Raw genomic sequence first — 18322 nt, forward strand, 5'->3', positions numbered from 1 at the left:
AGACAACCCCCCCCCCCCCCCCCCCCCCCCCCCCCCACCCCCCCCCCCCCCCACCCCCCCCCCCCCCCCCCCCCCCCCCCCCCCCCCCCGGCCCGTGCCGTGGGGGCGAGTCCGCCGTGGAGTCGTCGCACCACGGACGGCGAGAGGCAACCGGCGCCGGTCGCCAGGGCGCGTACGGAACGGATCAGTGTGTCGGGTTCGGAGTCCTTGAGGAGGAAGCCGCCGGCGCCGAGGGCGATGGCCCGGCCGAGGTGCTCGTCGTGGTCGAACGTGGTGAGCATGGCGACCTGGGGCGGGTCGGGGAGCTCTTGGATCAGGGCGAGCAGGGTCAGGCCGTCGATGTCGGGCATGCGGATGTCGAGGAGGACGACGTCCGGCCGGTGCTCCCGGATCGCCGCCATCGCCTCACCGCGGCTCCGGCGGCCAACGGCGGTTCAGCTGTCTCAGTTCCACGGAGATGGCCGCCCGCATCAGTTCGCGGGCGCGCTCCAGGGGCAGTGCGCCGCTCAGCCACCGCGTGCTGAGTCCCTCCGTGAGGGCGGTCAGGCGTTCCGCGGACGCCGTGAGGGTCGGCGCGGGAACGGCGGGGCAGGCCTCGCCCAGCAGCGCCGCGACATCGTGGACCCAGGTCAGGCCGGCTCTGGCGAGCTCGGTGCGCAGCTCCGGGTCGAAGACCGCGCTGGCCCGCAGTTCGCCCCAGGCCGTGCTGTTCTCCCGGACCTCGGGAAGGTCCTGGAACTCCAGCAGCAGCGACCGTTCCAGGTCCCGGTGGGCGTCGAAGCCGCCGGCCGCCCCCTCGTCCGCCGCCGTGTACCGATCGGCCCGGTCGCTGATGAACTCCAGCGTGTGGCGCAGGATGCCCGCCCGGTCCTTGAAGTGGTAGTAGATCAACGCGGTGGACACCCCGGCCTCGACCGCCAGTTCCTCCACCCGCAGTCCTCGGACCCCGCGCCGCGCTATGACGCGGGCGGCCCCTTCCAGGATCGCCGTTCGGCGGTCTGTGGCCACGTCGTGCCTCCTTGTCGTCGCTCGGTCGCTCGGAGTATCTCATGCTGACTGAATCTTTAGTTGGAGTCACGATGAGGTCCGGCGATGGAGGAGTGGGTGGAGTGCAAGGTGTGGCAGGAGGTGCGGTTCTCCGCCCCGGCTTCGCGGGGGAAGTGCCTCCGTGTCGTGCTGCTGCTTGCCCGTTGGGGCTGCATCGAATCTCCGCCCTGCACATTTGACTGAGTTTTCAGTTCGGTCCAGGATGGCCGGGCATCCTCCCGTCCCTCCTCTAGGGAGTTCCATGGACATGCCAGCAACCACTCGTCGCCGACTGCTCCGCTTCGGAGCCGCCGCTCTGCCGCTCGTCGCCCTCGGGGCGGCGCTGCCGACGGTCGCCCGTGCGGCGACGGCCCCGTCGGGCGCCACTCTGCGGATGCCCGCGGAGACCGATCAGCACGTGCGTACCTTCATGGCCTGGCCCGCTCTGTCGTCGGTCTGGTCGAGCAAACTCGGCGCGGTGCGCCGGGACATCGCCACCGTCGCGCACGAGATATCGCGGTACGAGCCGGTCGTCATGCTCGCCCGCCCCGACCAGGCCGCCGACGCCCGCTACACCTGCGGGAGCGGCGCCTACTACGGCATCGAGGTCGTCGAGATCGCCAACGACGATCTGTGGATCCGTGACTTCGGCCCCACCTTCGTCGTCGCCCCCGGCGCCGTGGCCGGCGTGGACACCAACTTCAACGGCTGGGGCAAGACCGGCACCTCGTACGCACAGCCCTACGCGAACGACGCCGCCGCGGCCGCGACCCTGCTCGGTCACTACGGGGTCGACCGCGTCCAGGCACCGTTCGTGGGGGAGGGCGGGTCACTGGAGACCGACGGCACGGGCACCCTGATGGCCACGGTCAGTTCGCTGGTCAACAGCAACCGGAACCCGGGCATGAGCCAGGACCAGGTCGAGCAGGGCATGAAGTCCGTGCTCGGCGTCGACAAGGTCATCTGGGTACCGGGTCTGGCGGGCCAGGACATCACCGACTCCCACATCGACTGCCTGGCCCGCTTCACCGCACCGGGGCAGGTCATCCTCGACAAGCCGGGGCCCGGCGCCGACAGCAAGTGGGTCGCCGTGTACCAGGAGACCAAGCGGATCCTGCAGGACTCGACCGACGCGCAGGGCCGGCGACTGGCCATCACCGAACTGCCCGGCCCGGACCGGCGGTACATCCGCGGCCGCGGCACCGAATTCCTGTCCAGCTACACCAACTACTTCACCGCCAACGGGGCGGTCCTCGTACCGCAGTTCGGCGACGGCTACGCCGACGGCGTCGCCTACGCGATTCTGCAGGCCGCCTATCCCGGGCGGAACGTCGTGCAGCTCAACATCGACAACATCGCGAGCGGTGGCGGCGGCATCCACTGCGCCACCCAGTCGCAGCCGGTCGTACCCCCGGCAGCCTGACCGGACGCTCCGGCAGGAGGCGCGCCGGTCGCCGTCCGGTGCTGCTCCAGAAGGTCGTCATCCTCTACGGCAGGCGCCTGTTCGCCGCGGTGGTGCTGATGGGCGTGCTGCTGCAGGCCACGGTGTACGTGCTGCTGCGGAGGGAGTTCCCGATGCTCTACGGCACGCAGACCCTCGGGTTCATCGTGCCCGGCCTGATCGCCTACCAGCTCGTCCGGCAGCCCCGGGGAGCCACCCTGCTCGCGACCAGCGCCGTCGCCCTCGCCACCTATGCGGTGCTGACGGCCGGAATTCTGCTCGGAGTGATGCCCGGCGCCTGACACGAACCTTCGCCGTCGCCGTACGCGCGGTGCTCTCGCGGCGGCGGCGGTCGCCGGCCTGCTCGGCGCGTCCGTGTATCCGACCGCCGAACTGAACGAGGCCAGGACGTCGCCCCCACCGCCCTTCGTGGCGGACAAGGGCGCGACACGGGCGTCTCACGGTGGGTTGACCTACGAGCGGCTCCGCGACCCGGACCGCACGGTGGTCAGGAGCGGCGACGGCGCCGTGGTGGCGAGCTTCACCGACGGCGCCCGTACGGCCTGGCTGGCAGGCCCCGTCCGTACGTTCGCCGAGCAGCGTTCCACCCGGGCGAAGGTGGTCACGGACCGCTGGGTGCGCCTCCTTCCGCAGCCCTGGAAGCAGGACGCCGAGAAGGCACGCTGGTTCACCGACTGGTTCGCGGCCGAACGCACCAGCACCCAGCCGGACGTGATGGCCTTCGCCCAGGAGTACCTGTACGGGGCTAAGGCCACGAAGGACGCCAGGGGGATCGCCTTCGCCGGCGACGCGCGCTTCGGTCCGGTCAATCCCGACCCGAACGGTGACAAGCGCCTGGAGGAGTCGGACTTCTACGACTACCTCGGCATCCCCTACACCTTCCGCAACGGCACCGCCGTCCAGCCCGACAGGATCCGTCACCGCGCCGGCGACTGTTCCGGCTTCGTGCGCCTGGTCCTCGGCTACCGGGCGCGCTTCCCGCTCGCCCCGAGCGACGACGAGGGCGACGGGCTGCCCCGCACCTCCGACGGCATGGCCCGCAGCACGGTGGGCGTGGACGTCCTGGCGCTCACCGGGCAGCGCCCCCGCTCGCTCGGCAAGCTCCAGCCGGGCGACCTGGTGTTCTTCGAGATCGACGCCCGTACGGGTCCCCGACTCGACCACGTCGGCATGTACACGGGACTCGACACCGACGGGAAGCCCCGCTTCGTCTCCAGCCGCGAGGAGGCCGACGGACCCACCTTCGGTGACCTGGGCGGCACCGCCCGGCTCGACGGCGACGGCTTCTACGCGAAGGGGCTGCGGAGCGCCAAGCGCCTGTAGCCGGTGGAACGCGACGACCGCCCCGGCCCGGAGAGGGGCCGAGGCGGTCGTGGCCGTCCTGGAGTTCGGCGTGGTCGCCGTGCCGCGTGGTGTCAGGCGGCGGGCTTGCCCGGCTGGTCGTGGGTGGAGCAGTGGATCCCGCCGCCGCCGGAGGCGATGGTGTCGATCGGGACCATCACGATGTCGCGCTGGGGGAAGTGCTCCTGAAGGATGCCCTTGGCGCGGTTGTCGGCCTTCCGGTCGCCGAACTTGGGCAGGAAGACGGCGTCGTTGGCGATGTAGAAGTTGGCGTAGGTGGAGACGAAGTCGTCGCCCTCGCCGGTGATCCGGTCGAGGTCGGGCTGCGGCAGGTCGATGATCTCGAAGCGGCGGCCCCGCGCGTCGGTGGCCTTGCTGAGCACCGAGCGGGCCTGGTCGGCCGAGCGGGACCACGAGTCCGGGGGAGTACCGGGGAACGCCTGGTCGAGGAGGACGACGCCGGGGGCGACGAAGCGGACGAGGCTGTCCACGTGCGCGTCGGTGATGTCCTCGCCGCGGACGCCCGCCAGCCACACGACCTTCTGCACGCCGAGCGTCTCGATGAGCTCGTCCTCGATCTCGTCCCGGGTCATGCCCCGGTTGCGGTTGTCGTTCACGATCGAGCTCTCGGTGATGAGCAGGGTGCCCTCGCCGTCGGTCTCGAAGGAGCCGCCCTCGGCGACGAGAGGGGCCTCGACGCGGGGGATCCGGTACTTCGCGAGCAGCGTCTCGCCGACCAGGGCGTCGTTCTCGTGTTCCTGCTTGTTGCCCCAGCCGTTGAAGTTGAGGTCGACGCCGACGACCTTGCCCTGTTCCTCGACGAAGACGGGCACCGTGTCGCGGGCCCACAGGTCGTCGACGTCCAGCGGGACGACCTCCACCAGGGATCCGCACGCCCGCTGCGCCGCCTTCAGCTGCGCGGGCCGCGCCATCATGACGACCTCCTCGTACTCCGCGACCTCGCGCGCGATCCGCGCGATGTCCTTCCGTACGTAGGGGAGGTCCTCCGTCCAGACCGACTCGAGGGCCGGCCAGGACATGAAGGTACGGGTGTGGCTCTCCCACTCGGCGCCCAGCCGGCGCTCCCCGCCGTTCCCGCCGTGCGGCTTCGCACCCCCGGAGGTGGCGGACACTCCGGAGTCCGTGGGGCCGCAGGCGGAAGCGCCGAGGACGAGCGCGCTGATCCCGGCGAAGGAGCGGAGGGCGGAGCGTCGGGAGGGGAGAAAGGTCATCGTGGACTCCGATCGTGGACTGGCAGGACGGAGGCAGCCGGCCGCGGTGGGGGGCACGGAGGGGGACGGCAGGGTCGTCACACGAGTCCTGCTTCAGAGGGTGCATCATCCGCACCGCGTCCGCGCGTCACCGCGGCAGCGGTGACGGCCTCATGTCAAGCACTGTGGCACTGACTGGAATTTCAGTCAAATCTCTCGGTGGGTGTCGGGGGTGCCGGGGGCGTCTGGGCGGCCCGCGCCCGGACCGCTCAGGGTCGCGCGTGCGTCGTCAGGTGGGCGAGTTCCACCTCGATCGCCTCGCCCAGCAGCTCACGGGCGTGGTCCGGGCGAAGAACGCCGCTCAGTCGACGCGCGTCGAGTCCTTCGCGCAGCGCGGTCAGGCGCGCGGCGGAGGCGGCGCGCTCCGCCGCGCTCGCGGCCGGGCGTGCGAGGGTGAGGAGTCCCGCGACATGCCGGACCCAGGCCGCACTCGCCGTGGCGAGCGCCTCGCGGAGCTCGGGCTCGAAGATCGCGCTGGCGCGCAGCTCACTCCAGGCCGTGGTGTTCTCGCGCACCTCGGGGAGGTCCTGGAACTCCAGCTGGAGGGCCATCCCGAGCAGTTCCCGCGGGTCCACGGGTTCGTCGGCGTCCTGCCGTCCCAGGGAATGCTGCTTCGCCCGGTCGGTGATGAACCCGAGCGTGTGCCGCAGGAGGCCGGCCCGGTCCTTGAAGTGGTAGTAGACCAGCGCGGTCGACACCCCGGCCTCGGCCGCCAGGTCCTCCGTGCGGAGCCCGCGTACCCCGCGTCTGGCTATGGTGCGGGCCGCTGCCTCCAGGATCGCGGTTCTGCGGTCCTTCACCATGTCGTCCCTTCGTCCGTCAGTCATCGCCGGTCACCACCGCCGTGGCCGGTCACGGCCGGTCATCACGGGTCGTGGCCGCTCGTGGCCGCTCATCGTCTCATATTGACTGAAACTTTAGTTAAGGGCACGATGCGAGGAGCGGCGCCGCACGTCGCTCCGTTCCACCTGCCGAAAGAGCCACCGCATGTCCGCTCAGCTTCCCGGTGCACAGCCCGCCCATACGGCTCTGGCCTCCGACGACCCCCGCGAGATCGGCGGCTACCGCCTTCACGCCCGGCTGGGCGCGGGCGGCATGGGCGTCGTGTACCTGGCGTACACCCCCGGAGGTCGTCCGATCGCCCTGAAGGCGGTGCGGGCCGAGTTCGCCGAGGACCCCGAGTTCCGCGAGCGCTTCGCCCAGGAAGTGGCCAGCGCCCGTCGGATCCACGGCCTGTTCACCGCGCAGGTGGTCGACTACGGCGTGGACGCCCGTACGCCGTGGCTGGCGACGGCGTACGTTCCGGGGCCCACCCTTCAGCAGGTGGTCCAGCGGCACGGGCCGCTGCCGGTGCGGACCGTCCTGCTGCTCGTGGCCGGCATCGCCGAGGCGCTGCAGGGGATCCACGGAGTGGGTGTCGTCCACCGGGACCTCAAGCCCGCCAACGTGCTGATCGCCGCCGACGGACCCCGGGTGATCGACTTCGGGATCGCGCGCGCGGCCGACGCCACCGCGCTGACCGGGGCGGGACTGCGGATCGGCACCGCCGCCTTCATGGCGCCCGAGCAGGCGCTGGGACTCCAGGTGACGGCGGCGACCGATGTGTTCGCGCTCGGTGCGCTCGCCGTGTACGTCTCGGGCGGGGCGCCGCCCTTCGGGAGCGGGCCGGAATCCGCCGCGCTGTACCGCGTGGTCCACGAGGCGCCCGATCTGGCTCCCGTCCCCGCCGCCCTGCGCGACCTGCTCGGACGCTGCCTGGCCAAGCGCCCGGAGGGCCGCCCCTCGACCGCCGAACTGATCGAGGCCGTCCACGCCCATCCCGCCGTGGGGCCGCGGCCGGAGTTCGCCGACGACTGGCTGCCCCGCCCCGTCAGCGCCGACCTCGCGGGGCACGGTGCGGGACCGACGCCGCCGTCCCATGTCCAGCCCACCGTCAGGGCCACCGCGTTCTCCTCGCGGAGCCCGCACCCGGGAGTCGACGCGGCGACGGGCTCGCCCGGTGGTACGGGTCTCCCCGGCGGTACGGGCTCGCCCGGCGGTGCGGGATACCCCGGCAGTACGGGCTCCGGCGGGACGGGCGACTCCGGCGGTACGGGTACGGCGCCCCCCGGAGTGCCGGAGGCGCACCGTGCCGGTGCCCGGGCGCACACCCCTTCCTCGCGCAGGGCGCCCCGTCGCCGTGGCCGACTGCTGCTCGCAGCCGTCGTGGTGCTCCTCGCGCTCTTCGCGGGCGGCGCGGCCGTCTACTGTCTCGACCCCCCACCGGAGGAGGGGGCGAGCGATGCGGCCGGCGCCACCGGCGAACCCTCGGCACGGCCGCCCGTCAGCGTGCAGCCCTCCGGCGGCACGCCGAAGCCGTCCGGCGGGACCGCCTACACGGTCGGATACGCGGGGGTCGAACTCACCTCGCCCGACACCTCGTACGAGTTCGATCTCAAGGCGGGCAAGGTCGTTCCCGAGGAGACCGCCGCCTGGTACCTCGCCCGCACGGACAAGGCGTTCGTCCTGCCCGAGGAGAGCGACGCCTTCGTCGCGACCGGGGACGAGCTGAGTCCGGCCGACTGCGTCCGCGGGATCGAGTCGGAACCGGTGACGACGCTGCCGTTCGCCGAACTCGCCGACGAGCGGCCCTTCTGCGTCCGCAGCGCGGACCAGAAGGAGATCGTGATCGCGCGCCTCGTCGAAGTGGCCGAGGACGGCGGGTCAGTGACCGTCGTCGTCGACCATCACCGGCGCGACGGATGAGGTGGCGATCCGTGCCCTCCGGCGCCGACAGCGCGCAGGGCGGCGGCCGGTCGGCCGCCCGAGGGCCGCGGGTCCGGCCTGATCACCGCCGGGTAGGGTTCGGGCATGGCATCTCGTAGTACTCAGATCCTCGAAGCGGCAGCGCGGGTCATCGCCCGTCGCGGGATCCGCGGGCTGCGGGTGGAGGAGCTCGCGGCGGAGGCCGGCGTCTCCACGGCCCTGATCTACTACTACTTCAAGGACCGCTCCGGGATCCTGCGCCACACGCTGGAGTTCATCAGCCAGCGAGCCGAGCGCTACACGAGCGACCGCGACCCGGACGCGCCGCCGCTGAGCCCGCGCGAGGAACTCGAGGGAACACTCCTCCTGGAGCTCCAGGACACCGTCGAGGTACGCGAGAACAGCGCGGCCTGGGGCGAGTTGAGGGCGAGCGCCGTCTTCGACGAGCTGCTCCGCGAGGACCTCGCCCGGGCCACCCTGATGTGGGCCCAGGACGTGGCGGTGCTGCTCGGCCAGGTGCAGCCCATGGCGTCCGCGTCGGCGCTCGCCGCCGCGGGGGAGCGGCTCACGGCTCTCCTGGAGGGGCTGAGCATGCGCTGGCTCGGCGGCGGGATCAAGATCGACCACGCGCGCGCGTTGCTGCTCGGCGCCGTCGAGGCGGAGCTGGCCGCGCTCCGCTGAGCCGGGGCGCCCCGGACTCCCGCGCCCTTGAGTCCCGCACCCCCCTGTGCGGTCTCCCGCACTCTAGTGTGCCCGCGCCCCTGTGCGCCCTGACTTTCACGCTTCCCCCGCGCCCACGGCCGTCCTGCCGCCCGTGCCGGCAGCGGAGCTCCGTGACCTTTCCGTGAGCCGCTCCCTTCCGTCGTGCCACCCCTCATCTGCCGAGGAGCGCTTGCTCTCAGGCGTTGACTGTTTTTTCAGTCAATGCCACAGTGAGGGCATCGCCGAGAACGGACTGCTCTCGCATCCGTACCGCCGGCTTCCCTGCCTGCCGAGGTCCTCCTCGGACCTCGCCGCCTCCGCGGACCCGAGGCCGTGACCCGGTCCGATGCCCAGCGGCGGCCGTGCCGTCCAGGCATCTCGCCCACCTTCCGGAGAAGGAATGAACACCATGATGTCGACCGGCGTACCCGTCGGGATATCGGGTCGGGGGCCGTCATGCCGCTGACTCCCACCGAGCGGGACCGCCTGCTGCTCTTCACCACCGCCGAGCTCGCCCGGGCCCGCCACGCGCGCGGTCTGCGGCTGAACGTCCCCGAGGCCACCGCGATCGTCGCCGACACGGTCTGCGAGGCCGCCCGCGACGGACTGCGCCTCGCCGATGCGATCGAGCGGGGTCGTTCGGTCCTCGGCCCGGACGACGTGCTGCCCGGGGTCGCCGACGTGGTCACCGAGATCCAGGTGGAGGCCGTCTTCGACGACGGCACCCGGCTCGCCGCCGTCGCCGAGCCGTTCGGCGCCCAGGAGCGCAACGACGGCGCCCCGGGTGCCGTCCTGCCGGCCCCGGACGCCATCGCCGTGCCGGAGCCGCAGTTCGCGCTGGCCGTGCGCAACACCGCGGAGGTGCCCGTCAGCGTGACCTCGCACTTCCACTTCTTCGAGGCTAATCCGCGCCTCGACTTCGACCGGGCGGCCGCGTACGGCATGAGGCTCGCCGTGCCCGCCGGGTCGTCGTTCCGCTTCGACCCGGGCGCCGAGGCGGAGGTCGGACTCGTGCCGATCGGCGGCGCCCGGGTCGCCATCGGCTTCGCGGGCCTGGTCGACGGGCCGCTGGACGCGCCCGGCGCGAAGGAGGAGGCCCTGCGCAGGGCGGCGGCCTGCGGCTACCGCGGTGCGCACGGCGAGCGGGCTGCGTCCGGCGCGGCCGGTGACGTCGCCGATCCGCCCGACGTCGCGGATGCCCCCGACACTCCCGAGGCCCTGGAAGGAGCCGTCCTGTGAGCAAGCCGACCAGGCACAGCGATCACTGTGCGCCGGGTGCCGGCAGGCACGTCGACCCGTACGAATACGCCACTGTCCACGGTCCACGCGCGGGCGACCGGGTCCGGCTCGGCGACTCCGGTCTCGTCGTCCGCGTCGAGTCGGACTCGCAGCGGCCGGGGGACGAGTTCCTGGCCGGTTTCGGCAAGACCGCCCGCGACGGCCTGCACCTCAAGGCGGCGGCCGTCCGCGAGACCTGCGACGTCGTGATCACCAACGTCCTGGTGATCGACGCGGTCCTGGGCATCCGCAAGGTGTCGATCGGGCTTCGTGAGGGCCGGATCCACGCGATCGGGCGCGCCGGGAACCCGGACACGCTCGACGGGGTCGAGGTCGTCGTCGGTACGGGGACGACGATGATCCCCGGCGAGGGGCTGATCGCCACCGCCGGAGCCGTCGACACCCATGTCCATCTGCTGTCACCCCGGATCATGGAGGCCTCGCTCGCGAGCGGCGTCACCACGGTCATCGGGCAGGAGATCGGGCCGAGTTGGGGTGTCGGGGTCAACTCGCCCTGGGCGCTGCGGCACGCGTTCAACGCCTTCGACGCCTGGCCGGTCAACATCGGTTTCCTGGCCCGGGGTTCGTCCTCGGACCCGGCGCCGCTGGTGGAGGCGCTCGCGGAGGGCGGGGCATCGGGTTTCAAGGTCCACGAGGACATGGGCGCCCACACGCGTGCGCTCGACACGGCCCTGCGGGTGGCCGAGGAGCACGATGTGCAGGTCGCCCTGCACAGCGACGGCCTGAACGAGTGCCTGTCGGTCGAGGACACCCTGCGGGTTCTGGACGGCCGTACGATCCACGCCTTCCACATCGAGGGCTGCGGCGGCGGGCACGTCCCCAACGTCCTGAAGATGGCGGGCGTGCCGAACGTCATCGGCTCCTCCACCAACCCCACGCTCCCCTTCGGCCGCGACGCCGTCGCCGAGCACTACGGGATGATCGTCTCCGTCCACGCGCTCAAGCCGGACCTGCCCGGTGATGCCGCGATGGCGCGCGACCGGATCCGGGCCGGGACGATGGGCGCGGAGGACGTGCTGCACGACCTCGGCGCGATCGGGATCACCTCCTCCGACGCGCAGGGCATGGGCAGGGCCGGCGAGACCGTCCGGCGCACGTTCGCCATGGCCGGGAAGATGAAGGCCGAGCTGGGCCCCATGGAGGGCGACGGGCAGGGCGATGACAACGCGCGCGTGCTGCGCTACATCGCCAAACTCACCATCAACCCGGCGATCGCCCACGGCCTCGCCCACGAGATCGGCTCGATCGAGGTCGGCAAGATGGCCGACATCGTGCTGTGGCGGCCCCCGTTCTTCGGTGCGAAGCCGCAGATGGTCATCAAGAACGGCTTCCCCGCCTACGGTGTGACCGGCGACCCGAACGCTGCCACCGACACCTGTGAGCCCCTCGTCCTCGGCCCCCTTTTCGGCGCCCACGGCGCCACCCCGGCCGACCTCTCCGTGGCCTTCGTCAGCCGGGCCGCCGCCGAGTCGGGCAGCTTCGGCCGCCCGTACGACGCCATGGCGACCCGCCGTCGCCGGGTCGCGGTGCGCGGCACCCGGGGCATCGGGCCGGCAGACCTCCTTCGCAACTCCCGGACCGGTGACGTCCAGGTCGACGGCCGAACCGGGCTCGTCACGCTGGACGGGGAGCCCCTGCGCTCGGAGCCGGCCCACGAGGTCTCTCTCAGCCGCCTCTACTTCCTCTGAGCCCCGACTGTCTCCGCCACTCCTGATCCTCCGTCCGGCCCCGTCCGGCCCCGATCCGGCTCTGATCCGGTTCTGGTCCGTACTGTTCCGCTTCCGAGTGAACGCCCCCTGAATTCTCTCTTGACTGAAATTTCAGTCGAGGAGAAGATTCCATCCACCACGTACTCGTCCGTGGCTCGATTCGGCCTTGTGCCGGCCGTCCGCCACCGACCGGTATCTCTGGCGAGAGAAGAGAGTTCTCGAATGACCGCATTCCGTATGCCCGCCGAGTGGTCCGAGCACGAGGGCTGCCTGATGGCCTGGCCCACCCGCCCCGACCTCTGGGGCAGTGTGCTGAACGACGTCAAGGAGGAGTACGCGAACGTCGCCAGGGCCATCGCCGAGTTCGAGCCGGTGACGATGGTCGCCCCGCTCGGCCACGGCGACGACGCCCGCGCCCACTGCGGCAGCGGGATCACCGTCGTGGAGCTTCCCCTGGACGACTCCTGGTTCCGCGACTCCGCCCCGCTGTTCGTGCTCGACGGCGACGGGCGCCGCGCCGGCGTCGACTTCCGCTTCAACGCCTGGGGCCGCAAGCACCACCCGTACGACTCCGACGACCGGATCAGCGGTCTGCTCCTGGAGCACCTCGACGTCGAGCGCATCGCCTCCGACATGATCCTCGAGGGCGGGGCGATCACGGTCGACGGCGAGGGCACGCTCATCACGACCGAGCAGTGCCTGCTGCACCCCAACAGGAACCCCGGCATGAACCGGGTCGAGATCGAGGCCGAGCTGAAATCCCGACTCGGCGTCACCAAGGTTGTATGGCTCCCGTACGGAGGCCTCCTGGACACGGAGACGGACGGTCACGTCGACGGCGTCTGTGCCTTCGCCGCGCCCGGCAGGGTCGTCGTCTCGCTGCCCGACGACCCCGCGCACCCCGACTACGCCCGGATGCGCGCCAACCGCGCGGTCCTGGAGGTCACCACCGACGCCCGGGGACGGTCGCTGGAGATCGTCGACGTTCCGCAGGCGGCGTTCGTCGACGTGGCCGACGGCGAGGTCGAGGTCTCGTACCTGAACTACTACGTCGCCAACGGCGGCGTCGTCGTCCCCGTGGCGGGCCTGCCCCAGGACGACGACGCGCTCGCGGTGATCGCCGCGGCGTACCCGGGCCGCAAGGTGGTCGGCGTGCAGGCGCTCGCGATCGCGTTCGGCGGCGGGGGGGTGCACTGCATCACGCAGCAGCTCCCCGTCGCCCGCCCCCTCGCGTAACCCGGACCGGACCGATCGCTCCTGCCGGACCGTCCCCTCGGTCCGGCAGCCTCCCCCATCGCGTACGCACAGACCGTACGGAAAGAGAGCGCGACGATGACCACACCCGTACCCCGCACCGGCAGACGCGGCAGCGTCTCCCGGGGCCGTCCGTCCGGCCGCCGCCGCGCCGCCGCGGCCGCCCTCCTGGCGACGGCGGCCCTGGTCGTGTCCTGCTCGGGGCCGCCCAAGAACGGGGCGAGCACCGGCGGCGTCACCCTCTCGAAGACCACGCCCGTCGCCAAGGGCGACATCGACTCCTTCACGTGGGCCGTGTACGCCGAGCCGCCGACGCTCGACTACACCGTGGCGTTCGACTACCCGCAGAACACGATCCTGTCCAACGTCTGCGAGAGCCTCATGCGCTGGACGCCGGGCCTCACCCTCGAACCGGGGCTCGCCGAGAAGGCGTCCAACCCCGACCCGACGACGTGGGTGTACGACCTGCGGAGCGGGGTGCGCTTCCACGACGGCCGGACCATGAGCGCCGACGACGTCGTGTTCAGCCTCGGCCGGCAGCGCGACCCGGACAACGCGGCGGCCTGGGCGCAGAACTTCGAGAACGTCGCCTCCATACGGAAGACGGGCCCGCTCCAGGTCACCGTCAAGCTCGAGAAGCCCGACTCCCAGTTCCCCCAGTACATGGCGACCGCCGCCGGAGTCATCGCCTCCAAGGCCGGCGTCGAGGCGGCCGGCAAGGACTACGGCACCTCGGGCGGACTCGCCTGCACCGGACCGTTCTCCCTCGGCACCTGGAACAAGGGCCAGTCCGTGCAGCTCGACCGCTTCGACGGCTACTGGGGGAAGAAGGCCAGGTCAGGCAAGGTCGTCTTCCGGTTCATGACCGACCCCTCCGCCCGGACCAACGCCATGCTCAGCGGCGAGGCCGACGGCGGCTACCTCATCCCGACCGAGAGCTACGGCCGCCTCAAGGGCAGCGGCGTCGGCACCCTCTACTTCGGCGAGGGCCTCAGCACCGTCAACGTCAACATCACGAACATGAAGGGACCGCTCGGCGACGTCCGGGTCCGCCGGGCGCTCTCCCTCGCCCTGGACCGCTCCGGCTTCGTGAAGGCGGGACTCGGCGGCGCGGGCAGCGTCACGAACTCGCTCACCACCCGTGCCGCCTGGTCGGCCGGCTCGGAGCCGACCAGGAAGAAGGCCCTCGACGGCCTCCCGCAGATCACTCCCGACATCGGCAAGGCCACGGCGCTGATCAAGGAGGCGGGCGCCACCGGGAAGACGCTCACCGTCGCCACCAGCTCCATCGGCCAGGACGTCTCCCTGCTCGCCACCGCCGTGCAGGCGGCCGGTGCCCGGATCGGTCTCGACATCCGGCTCAAGACCATCGCGCCCAACGCGTTCACCGCCCTGTTCACCGACCCCGAGGCGCGCGAGGGCATCGACATGTTCCCGCTCACCTACTACGACTCGATCACCGACCCGCTCGACCTGCTGCAGAACTTCAAGACCGGCGCCTACATGAACTTCGCCGGCTACAGCGACAGGACGTACGACGCGGGAGTCGCACGGGCGACGGCCGAGTACGACCCGGACAAGCGCCTGGCGATCGAGTCGGAGCTGCAGAAGCACGCCGTCGAGAACCTGCTGTGGATCCCGGTCGCCGAGTGGCCCACCGCCGTCTTCCTCAACAAGAGGATCACCGGCGCCCCCACCACCATCTCGTACATGTACTACCCGTGGGCCGCCGACGTGGGGGCCGCCCCGTGAACTTCGCGAGATTCGCCGTCCGACGGGTGACGGAGATGGCCGTCACCCTCCTCGTGGCGTCGTTCGTCGTCTTCGGCGCGATGTACCTGGCGCCGGGCAGCCCCGCGAGCTTCCTGCTCTCGGGCCGCTCGGCCTCGCCGGAGGCGCTCGCCGCGATCAACGCCCAGTACCACCTGGACGACCCCTTCTTCGTCCGCTACCTCAGCTGGCTGGGGGACATGCTGCAGGGCGACTTCGGGCGGTCCATCACGTACCGCATCGACGTGTCCCGGCTCCTCGCCGACCGGCTGCCGACCACGCTGCTGCTGATCGCGATGGCACTGGTCGTGGTCGTGGTCATCGGACTGGTGCTCGGCTGGGTCTCCGCCGTACGCGGCGGGGCGACCGACTCCGCCGTGCTGGTCACCACCACGTTCGCCGTCGGCACCCCGTCCTTCGTCGCGGCCGTCCTGCTCCAGGCCCTGTTCGCCGTGAAGCTCGGCTGGTTCCCCAGCGGCGGCGCCGGCGACGGCCTCCTCGACACACTCTGGCACCTGACCCTGCCGGCGATCGCGCTCGCGCTCTATCTGATCGGCATGCTCGCCCGGGTCACCCGCTCGGCGATGCTCGAGGCCCTCGACAGCGAGCACGTCACCGTGGCCCGCAGCCGCGGCGTCCCGGAGCGCCAGGTGATCCGCCGCCATGTGTTCCGCAACTCCCTCGGCACCGTCCTGACCACCGGCGGACTGATCGTCTCGACCCTGCTGGTCTGCACGATCCTCGTCGAGACCGCGTTCAGCATCGGCGGCATCGGCCAGCTCCTGGAGCTGTCCACGACCACCAAGGACTTCCCGACCGTCCAGGCCATTTCGCTGATCATCGTCGCCCTGTTCATGATCGTGAACCTCATCGTCGACCTGCTGCTCCCGCTGGTCGACCCGCGGATCACCCTCGGATCGAGGAGCTCCTCCGCATGACCGCCGTCCTCACCCGCCGGCCCGGCCTCGCCAAGATCCGTACGGCCCGGTCGCCGCTCCACCTCGTCTGTCTGGGCTTCGTCGTCCTCGTCGTCGCCGGTGCGCTCCTCGCCTCCCTCGTCGTGCCGTACGACCCCAACGCCGTCGACCTCGGCAACGCGCTCGCCGGACCCTCCGCCGAGCACCTCCTCGGGGTGGACGCGGCGGGCCGCGACACCTTCTCCCGCCTGCTCCTCGGCGCCCGCACCTCGCTGCTCGGCCCCCTCGGAGTGGTCCTCTTCTCCACCCTCGCCGGTGTCGTGGTCGGCACGGCCGCGGCCTGGCGGGGCGGCTGGCTCGACTCGGTCCTCTCCCGCAGCACCGAACTCGTCTTCGCCTTTCCCGGCATGCTCCTCGCGATCCTGATCATCTCGATCTACGGCGAGGGGCTCCTGGCCCCGGTCATCGCCCTCGCCATCGCCTACCTGCCCTACGTCAGCAGGCTGACGCGCTCACTGGTCCTCGCCGAACGAGAGCGTCCGTACGTCAGCGCCTACCTGGTCCAGGGCCACTCGGCCCTCCAGATCTGCCTGCGCCACATCCTCCCCAACATCGCCCCCATCGTCCTCGCCCAGTCCACCATCAACTTCGGCTACGCCCTCATGGACCTCGCCGGCCTCTCCTTCCTCGGACTGGGCGTCCCGGCGCTCACCCCCGACTGGGGCCGCATGGTCTTCGACGGGCAGACGGCCGTCCAGCAGGGCTACCCGCTGTCCGCGATCCTGCCCAGCGTCCTGATCGTGCTCACCGTCGTCGCGTTCAACGTGGTCGGAGAGCGCTGGGCCGACCGCGTCGCCAGGAGAGACCGATGAACACATCCGACAGGCCGGTGAAGACCTCCGAGAGGCCGGAGAACGCTTCCGACAGACCGGTGAACAGCTGCGACAGGCCGGCCCTCGACATCCAGGGGCTGCGGATCACCCTGCCCGGCACGGCCCGACCCGTCCTCGACGGGATCGACCTCACCGTCGCCACCGCGGAGACCGTCGCGCTCGTCGGCGAGTCCGGCTCCGGGAAGAGTCTCACCTCACGCAGCGCCCTGCGCCTGCTGCCGCCGGGCGCCGTCACCGAGGGCACCGTCCTCGTCGACGGCCAGGACGTCCTCACCCTCGACGCCGACCGGCTGCGGGCTCTGCGGACCGGCACCGTGGCCATGATCTTCCAGGACCCGCGGGCGGCCATCAACCCGCTCCGGCGCATCGGCGACTTCCTCACCGAGAGCGTCCGCGCGACCAGGACGATGACCGCCGCGCAGGCGACCGCGCGCGCCGTCGAACTCCTCGAAGCGGTGGGCCTCGACGGCACGGCGCTCGCCAAGTACCCCAGCCAGGTCTCCGGCGGCATGCTGCAACGCGTCATGATCGCGGCCGCGTTGATGGGCGACCCGGCCCTGCTGCTCGCCGACGAGCCGACCACCGCCCTGGACGTCACCACCCAGGCGGAGGTCATCGCCCTCCTCGGCAAGCTGCGCGAGCGGTTCGGCACCGGTCTGCTCTTCGTCACCCACGATCTCGATCTCGCGGCCGCCATCAGCGACCGGGTGTACGTGATGTACGCCGGGCGGATCGCCGAGAGCGGACCGGCCGCGGAGATCTTCGCGCAGCCCCGCCACCCCTACACGGCGGCCCTCCTGGCCTCCACCCCCCGCCTGGAGAACCCGCGGGGGCGGCTCGCCGCCATCGACGGGCAGCCCCCCGACCTCCGGGTGACGCTCACCGGCTGCGCCTTCGCCGCCCGCTGCACGCTCGCCACCGAAGTCTGCGGCCAGCAGGCCCCGGTGACGCAGCCCGCCCCGGGCCGGCCGGGACACCGGGCCGCCTGTCACCACAGCGAGCGGCTCGAAGGGAGCGCCGTCGATGCCTGAGAACGCCGAGACCGTGGTGAACGCCGAGAACGCCGAGACCGTGGTGAGCGCCGTGACCGACAGGACCGCCGTGACCGACGCCGGGGACTCCCGGTACGGCGAGAACGCCGACGACGTCCTGGTCGTCAGGGGCCTGCGCCGGACCTACGGAGCCGTACGGGCCGTCGACGACGTGTCCTTCACGCTGCCGCACGGCGGGTCCCTGGGCATCGTGGGGGAGTCCGGCTCAGGAAAGACCACCACGGCCCGGATCGTCGTCGGCCTGGAGAGGGCGGACGAGGGCGAGGTGTACGTACGGGGCCGGTCCCGGACCGAGCGGCGCCGCGGCCGCGCGCAGCGACTCGCCCGCGCCCGCGAGGTCCAGATGGTCTTCCAGGACCCCCTTCAGTCCCTCGATCCGCGGACCAGCGTCGAGGCGGCCCTCCGCGAGACGCTACGGCTCCACTTCCCCGAGCGGGACCACGACCGGCGGGTGCGGGAGCTGCTCGACCAGGTCGGTCTCGGGACGCGCGCCGCCGACGCGCTGCCGCGCCGGCTCTCGGGCGGCCAGCGGCAGCGCGTGGCCATCGCCCGCGCCCTCGCCGTGGAGCCGGCCGTCCTCGTCCTGGACGAGGCGGTCGCCGCGCTCGACGTCTCCGTGCAGGCGCAGATCCTCAACCTGCTCGCCGACATCCGGGAGCAGACCTCGATCGGCTATCTCTTCATCACGCATGATCTGGGGGTGGTCCGGTGCGTCACCGACGATGTCATCGTGATGCGGCACGGCGCGGTCGTGGAGGCGGGGCGCACCGCCGAGGTGCTGGCCGCGCCGCAACACCCGTACACCCGGCTGCTCATGGAGTCCGTGCCGCGCCCCGGCTGGGATCCGGAGCGGATCGCGGCCGCCCGCCGGGCACTGTAGG

Annotated in this window: 16 protein-coding genes and 1 pseudogene; 13 read left to right on the forward strand and 4 right to left on the reverse strand. The window is 71.8% G+C overall.

Annotation, left to right across the window (positions count from 1 at the left end):
- Both ACZ4XX_RS34850 and ACZ4XX_RS34855 read right to left on the reverse strand, forming a co-directional pair.
- The coding region (locus tag ACZ4XX_RS34850; protein WP_468511860.1) for a response regulator at positions 1-401 on the reverse strand (401 nt) is incomplete at its 3' end.
- Between the two features lie 4 nt (positions 402-405).
- Entirely contained in the window at positions 406-1008 is a 603-nt protein-coding gene (locus tag ACZ4XX_RS34855) for a TetR/AcrR family transcriptional regulator (RefSeq protein WP_468511861.1), read from the reverse strand.
- Positions 1009-1294: 286 nt separating this feature from the next.
- Between ACZ4XX_RS34855 and ACZ4XX_RS34860 the strand changes: the two genes are divergently transcribed.
- From ACZ4XX_RS34860 to ACZ4XX_RS34870, 3 genes and pseudogenes are all read left to right on the forward strand, one after another.
- A complete protein-coding gene (locus ACZ4XX_RS34860; RefSeq protein WP_468511862.1) occupies positions 1295-2449 on the forward strand; it encodes an agmatine deiminase family protein in 1155 nt (384 codons plus the stop codon).
- A gap of 41 nt (positions 2450-2490) precedes the next feature.
- Positions 2491-2769 (forward strand): annotated as a pseudogene (locus ACZ4XX_RS34865) (poly-gamma-glutamate biosynthesis protein PgsC/CapC); the annotation flags it as partial.
- Positions 2770-2827: 58 nt separating this feature from the next.
- Positions 2828-3811, forward strand: a complete 984-nt coding sequence (locus ACZ4XX_RS34870) for an NlpC/P60 family protein (RefSeq protein ID WP_468511897.1) — start codon at positions 2828-2830, stop codon at positions 3809-3811.
- Positions 3812-3903: 92 nt separating this feature from the next.
- On the opposite strand, the gene ACZ4XX_RS34875 is transcribed toward ACZ4XX_RS34870, so the two are convergent.
- Both ACZ4XX_RS34875 and ACZ4XX_RS34880 read right to left on the reverse strand, forming a co-directional pair.
- On the reverse strand, positions 3904-5061 hold the full coding sequence (locus tag ACZ4XX_RS34875) for an agmatine deiminase family protein (protein ID WP_468511863.1): 1158 nt from the start codon (positions 5059-5061) through the stop codon (positions 3904-3906).
- A 248-nt stretch (positions 5062-5309) separates the two neighbouring features.
- Positions 5310-5927, reverse strand: coding sequence for a TetR/AcrR family transcriptional regulator (locus ACZ4XX_RS34880; protein WP_468511864.1), 618 nt, complete (start codon positions 5925-5927; stop codon positions 5310-5312).
- Between the two features lie 160 nt (positions 5928-6087).
- Here ACZ4XX_RS34880 and ACZ4XX_RS34885 point away from each other — a divergent pair, with 160 nt between their 5' ends.
- The 10 genes from ACZ4XX_RS34885 to ACZ4XX_RS34930 all read left to right on the forward strand — a co-directional run bounded on the left by ACZ4XX_RS34885 (position 6088) and on the right by ACZ4XX_RS34930 (position 18321).
- Positions 6088-7845 (forward strand): serine/threonine-protein kinase, encoded by a 1758-nt coding sequence (locus ACZ4XX_RS34885; protein WP_468511865.1) that lies wholly within the window; start codon positions 6088-6090, stop codon positions 7843-7845.
- A 105-nt stretch (positions 7846-7950) separates the two neighbouring features.
- Positions 7951-8526: a TetR/AcrR family transcriptional regulator gene (locus tag ACZ4XX_RS34890; RefSeq protein ID WP_187623581.1), complete on the forward strand. Its 576-nt coding sequence runs from the start codon at positions 7951-7953 to the stop codon at positions 8524-8526.
- Between the two features lie 477 nt (positions 8527-9003).
- Positions 9004-9786: an urease subunit gamma gene (ureA, locus tag ACZ4XX_RS34895; RefSeq protein WP_468511866.1), complete on the forward strand. Its 783-nt coding sequence runs from the start codon at positions 9004-9006 to the stop codon at positions 9784-9786.
- Positions 9783-11534, forward strand: a complete 1752-nt coding sequence (locus ACZ4XX_RS34900) for an urease subunit alpha (protein ID WP_468511867.1) — start codon at positions 9783-9785, stop codon at positions 11532-11534. Before ureA ends, ACZ4XX_RS34900 begins: the two co-directional genes overlap by 4 nt.
- A 243-nt stretch (positions 11535-11777) precedes the next feature.
- A complete protein-coding gene (locus ACZ4XX_RS34905) occupies positions 11778-12791 on the forward strand; it encodes an agmatine deiminase family protein (protein ID WP_468511868.1) in 1014 nt (337 codons plus the stop codon).
- Positions 12792-12887: 96 nt separating this feature from the next.
- A complete protein-coding gene (locus tag ACZ4XX_RS34910) occupies positions 12888-14561 on the forward strand; it encodes an ABC transporter substrate-binding protein (RefSeq protein ID WP_468511869.1) in 1674 nt (557 codons plus the stop codon).
- Complete coding sequence (locus ACZ4XX_RS34915) at positions 14558-15517, forward strand: ABC transporter permease (RefSeq protein WP_468511870.1); 960 nt, start codon at positions 14558-14560, stop codon at positions 15515-15517. The genes ACZ4XX_RS34910 and ACZ4XX_RS34915 overlap by 4 nt, the downstream gene beginning before the upstream one ends.
- On the forward strand, positions 15514-16368 hold the full coding sequence (locus ACZ4XX_RS34920; RefSeq protein WP_468511871.1) for an ABC transporter permease: 855 nt from the start codon (positions 15514-15516) through the stop codon (positions 16366-16368). Before ACZ4XX_RS34915 ends, ACZ4XX_RS34920 begins: the two co-directional genes overlap by 4 nt.
- Positions 16365-17420, forward strand: a complete 1056-nt coding sequence (locus ACZ4XX_RS34925) for an ABC transporter ATP-binding protein (RefSeq protein ID WP_468511872.1) — start codon at positions 16365-16367, stop codon at positions 17418-17420. The genes ACZ4XX_RS34920 and ACZ4XX_RS34925 overlap by 4 nt, the downstream gene beginning before the upstream one ends.
- A complete protein-coding gene (locus ACZ4XX_RS34930) occupies positions 17413-18321 on the forward strand; it encodes an ABC transporter ATP-binding protein (RefSeq protein ID WP_468511873.1) in 909 nt (302 codons plus the stop codon). The genes ACZ4XX_RS34925 and ACZ4XX_RS34930 overlap by 8 nt, the downstream gene beginning before the upstream one ends.
- The last annotated feature ends 1 nt before the right edge of the window (position 18322 follow it).

The sequence above is a fragment of the Streptomyces sp. NPDC029956 genome, from assembly GCF_055574655.1.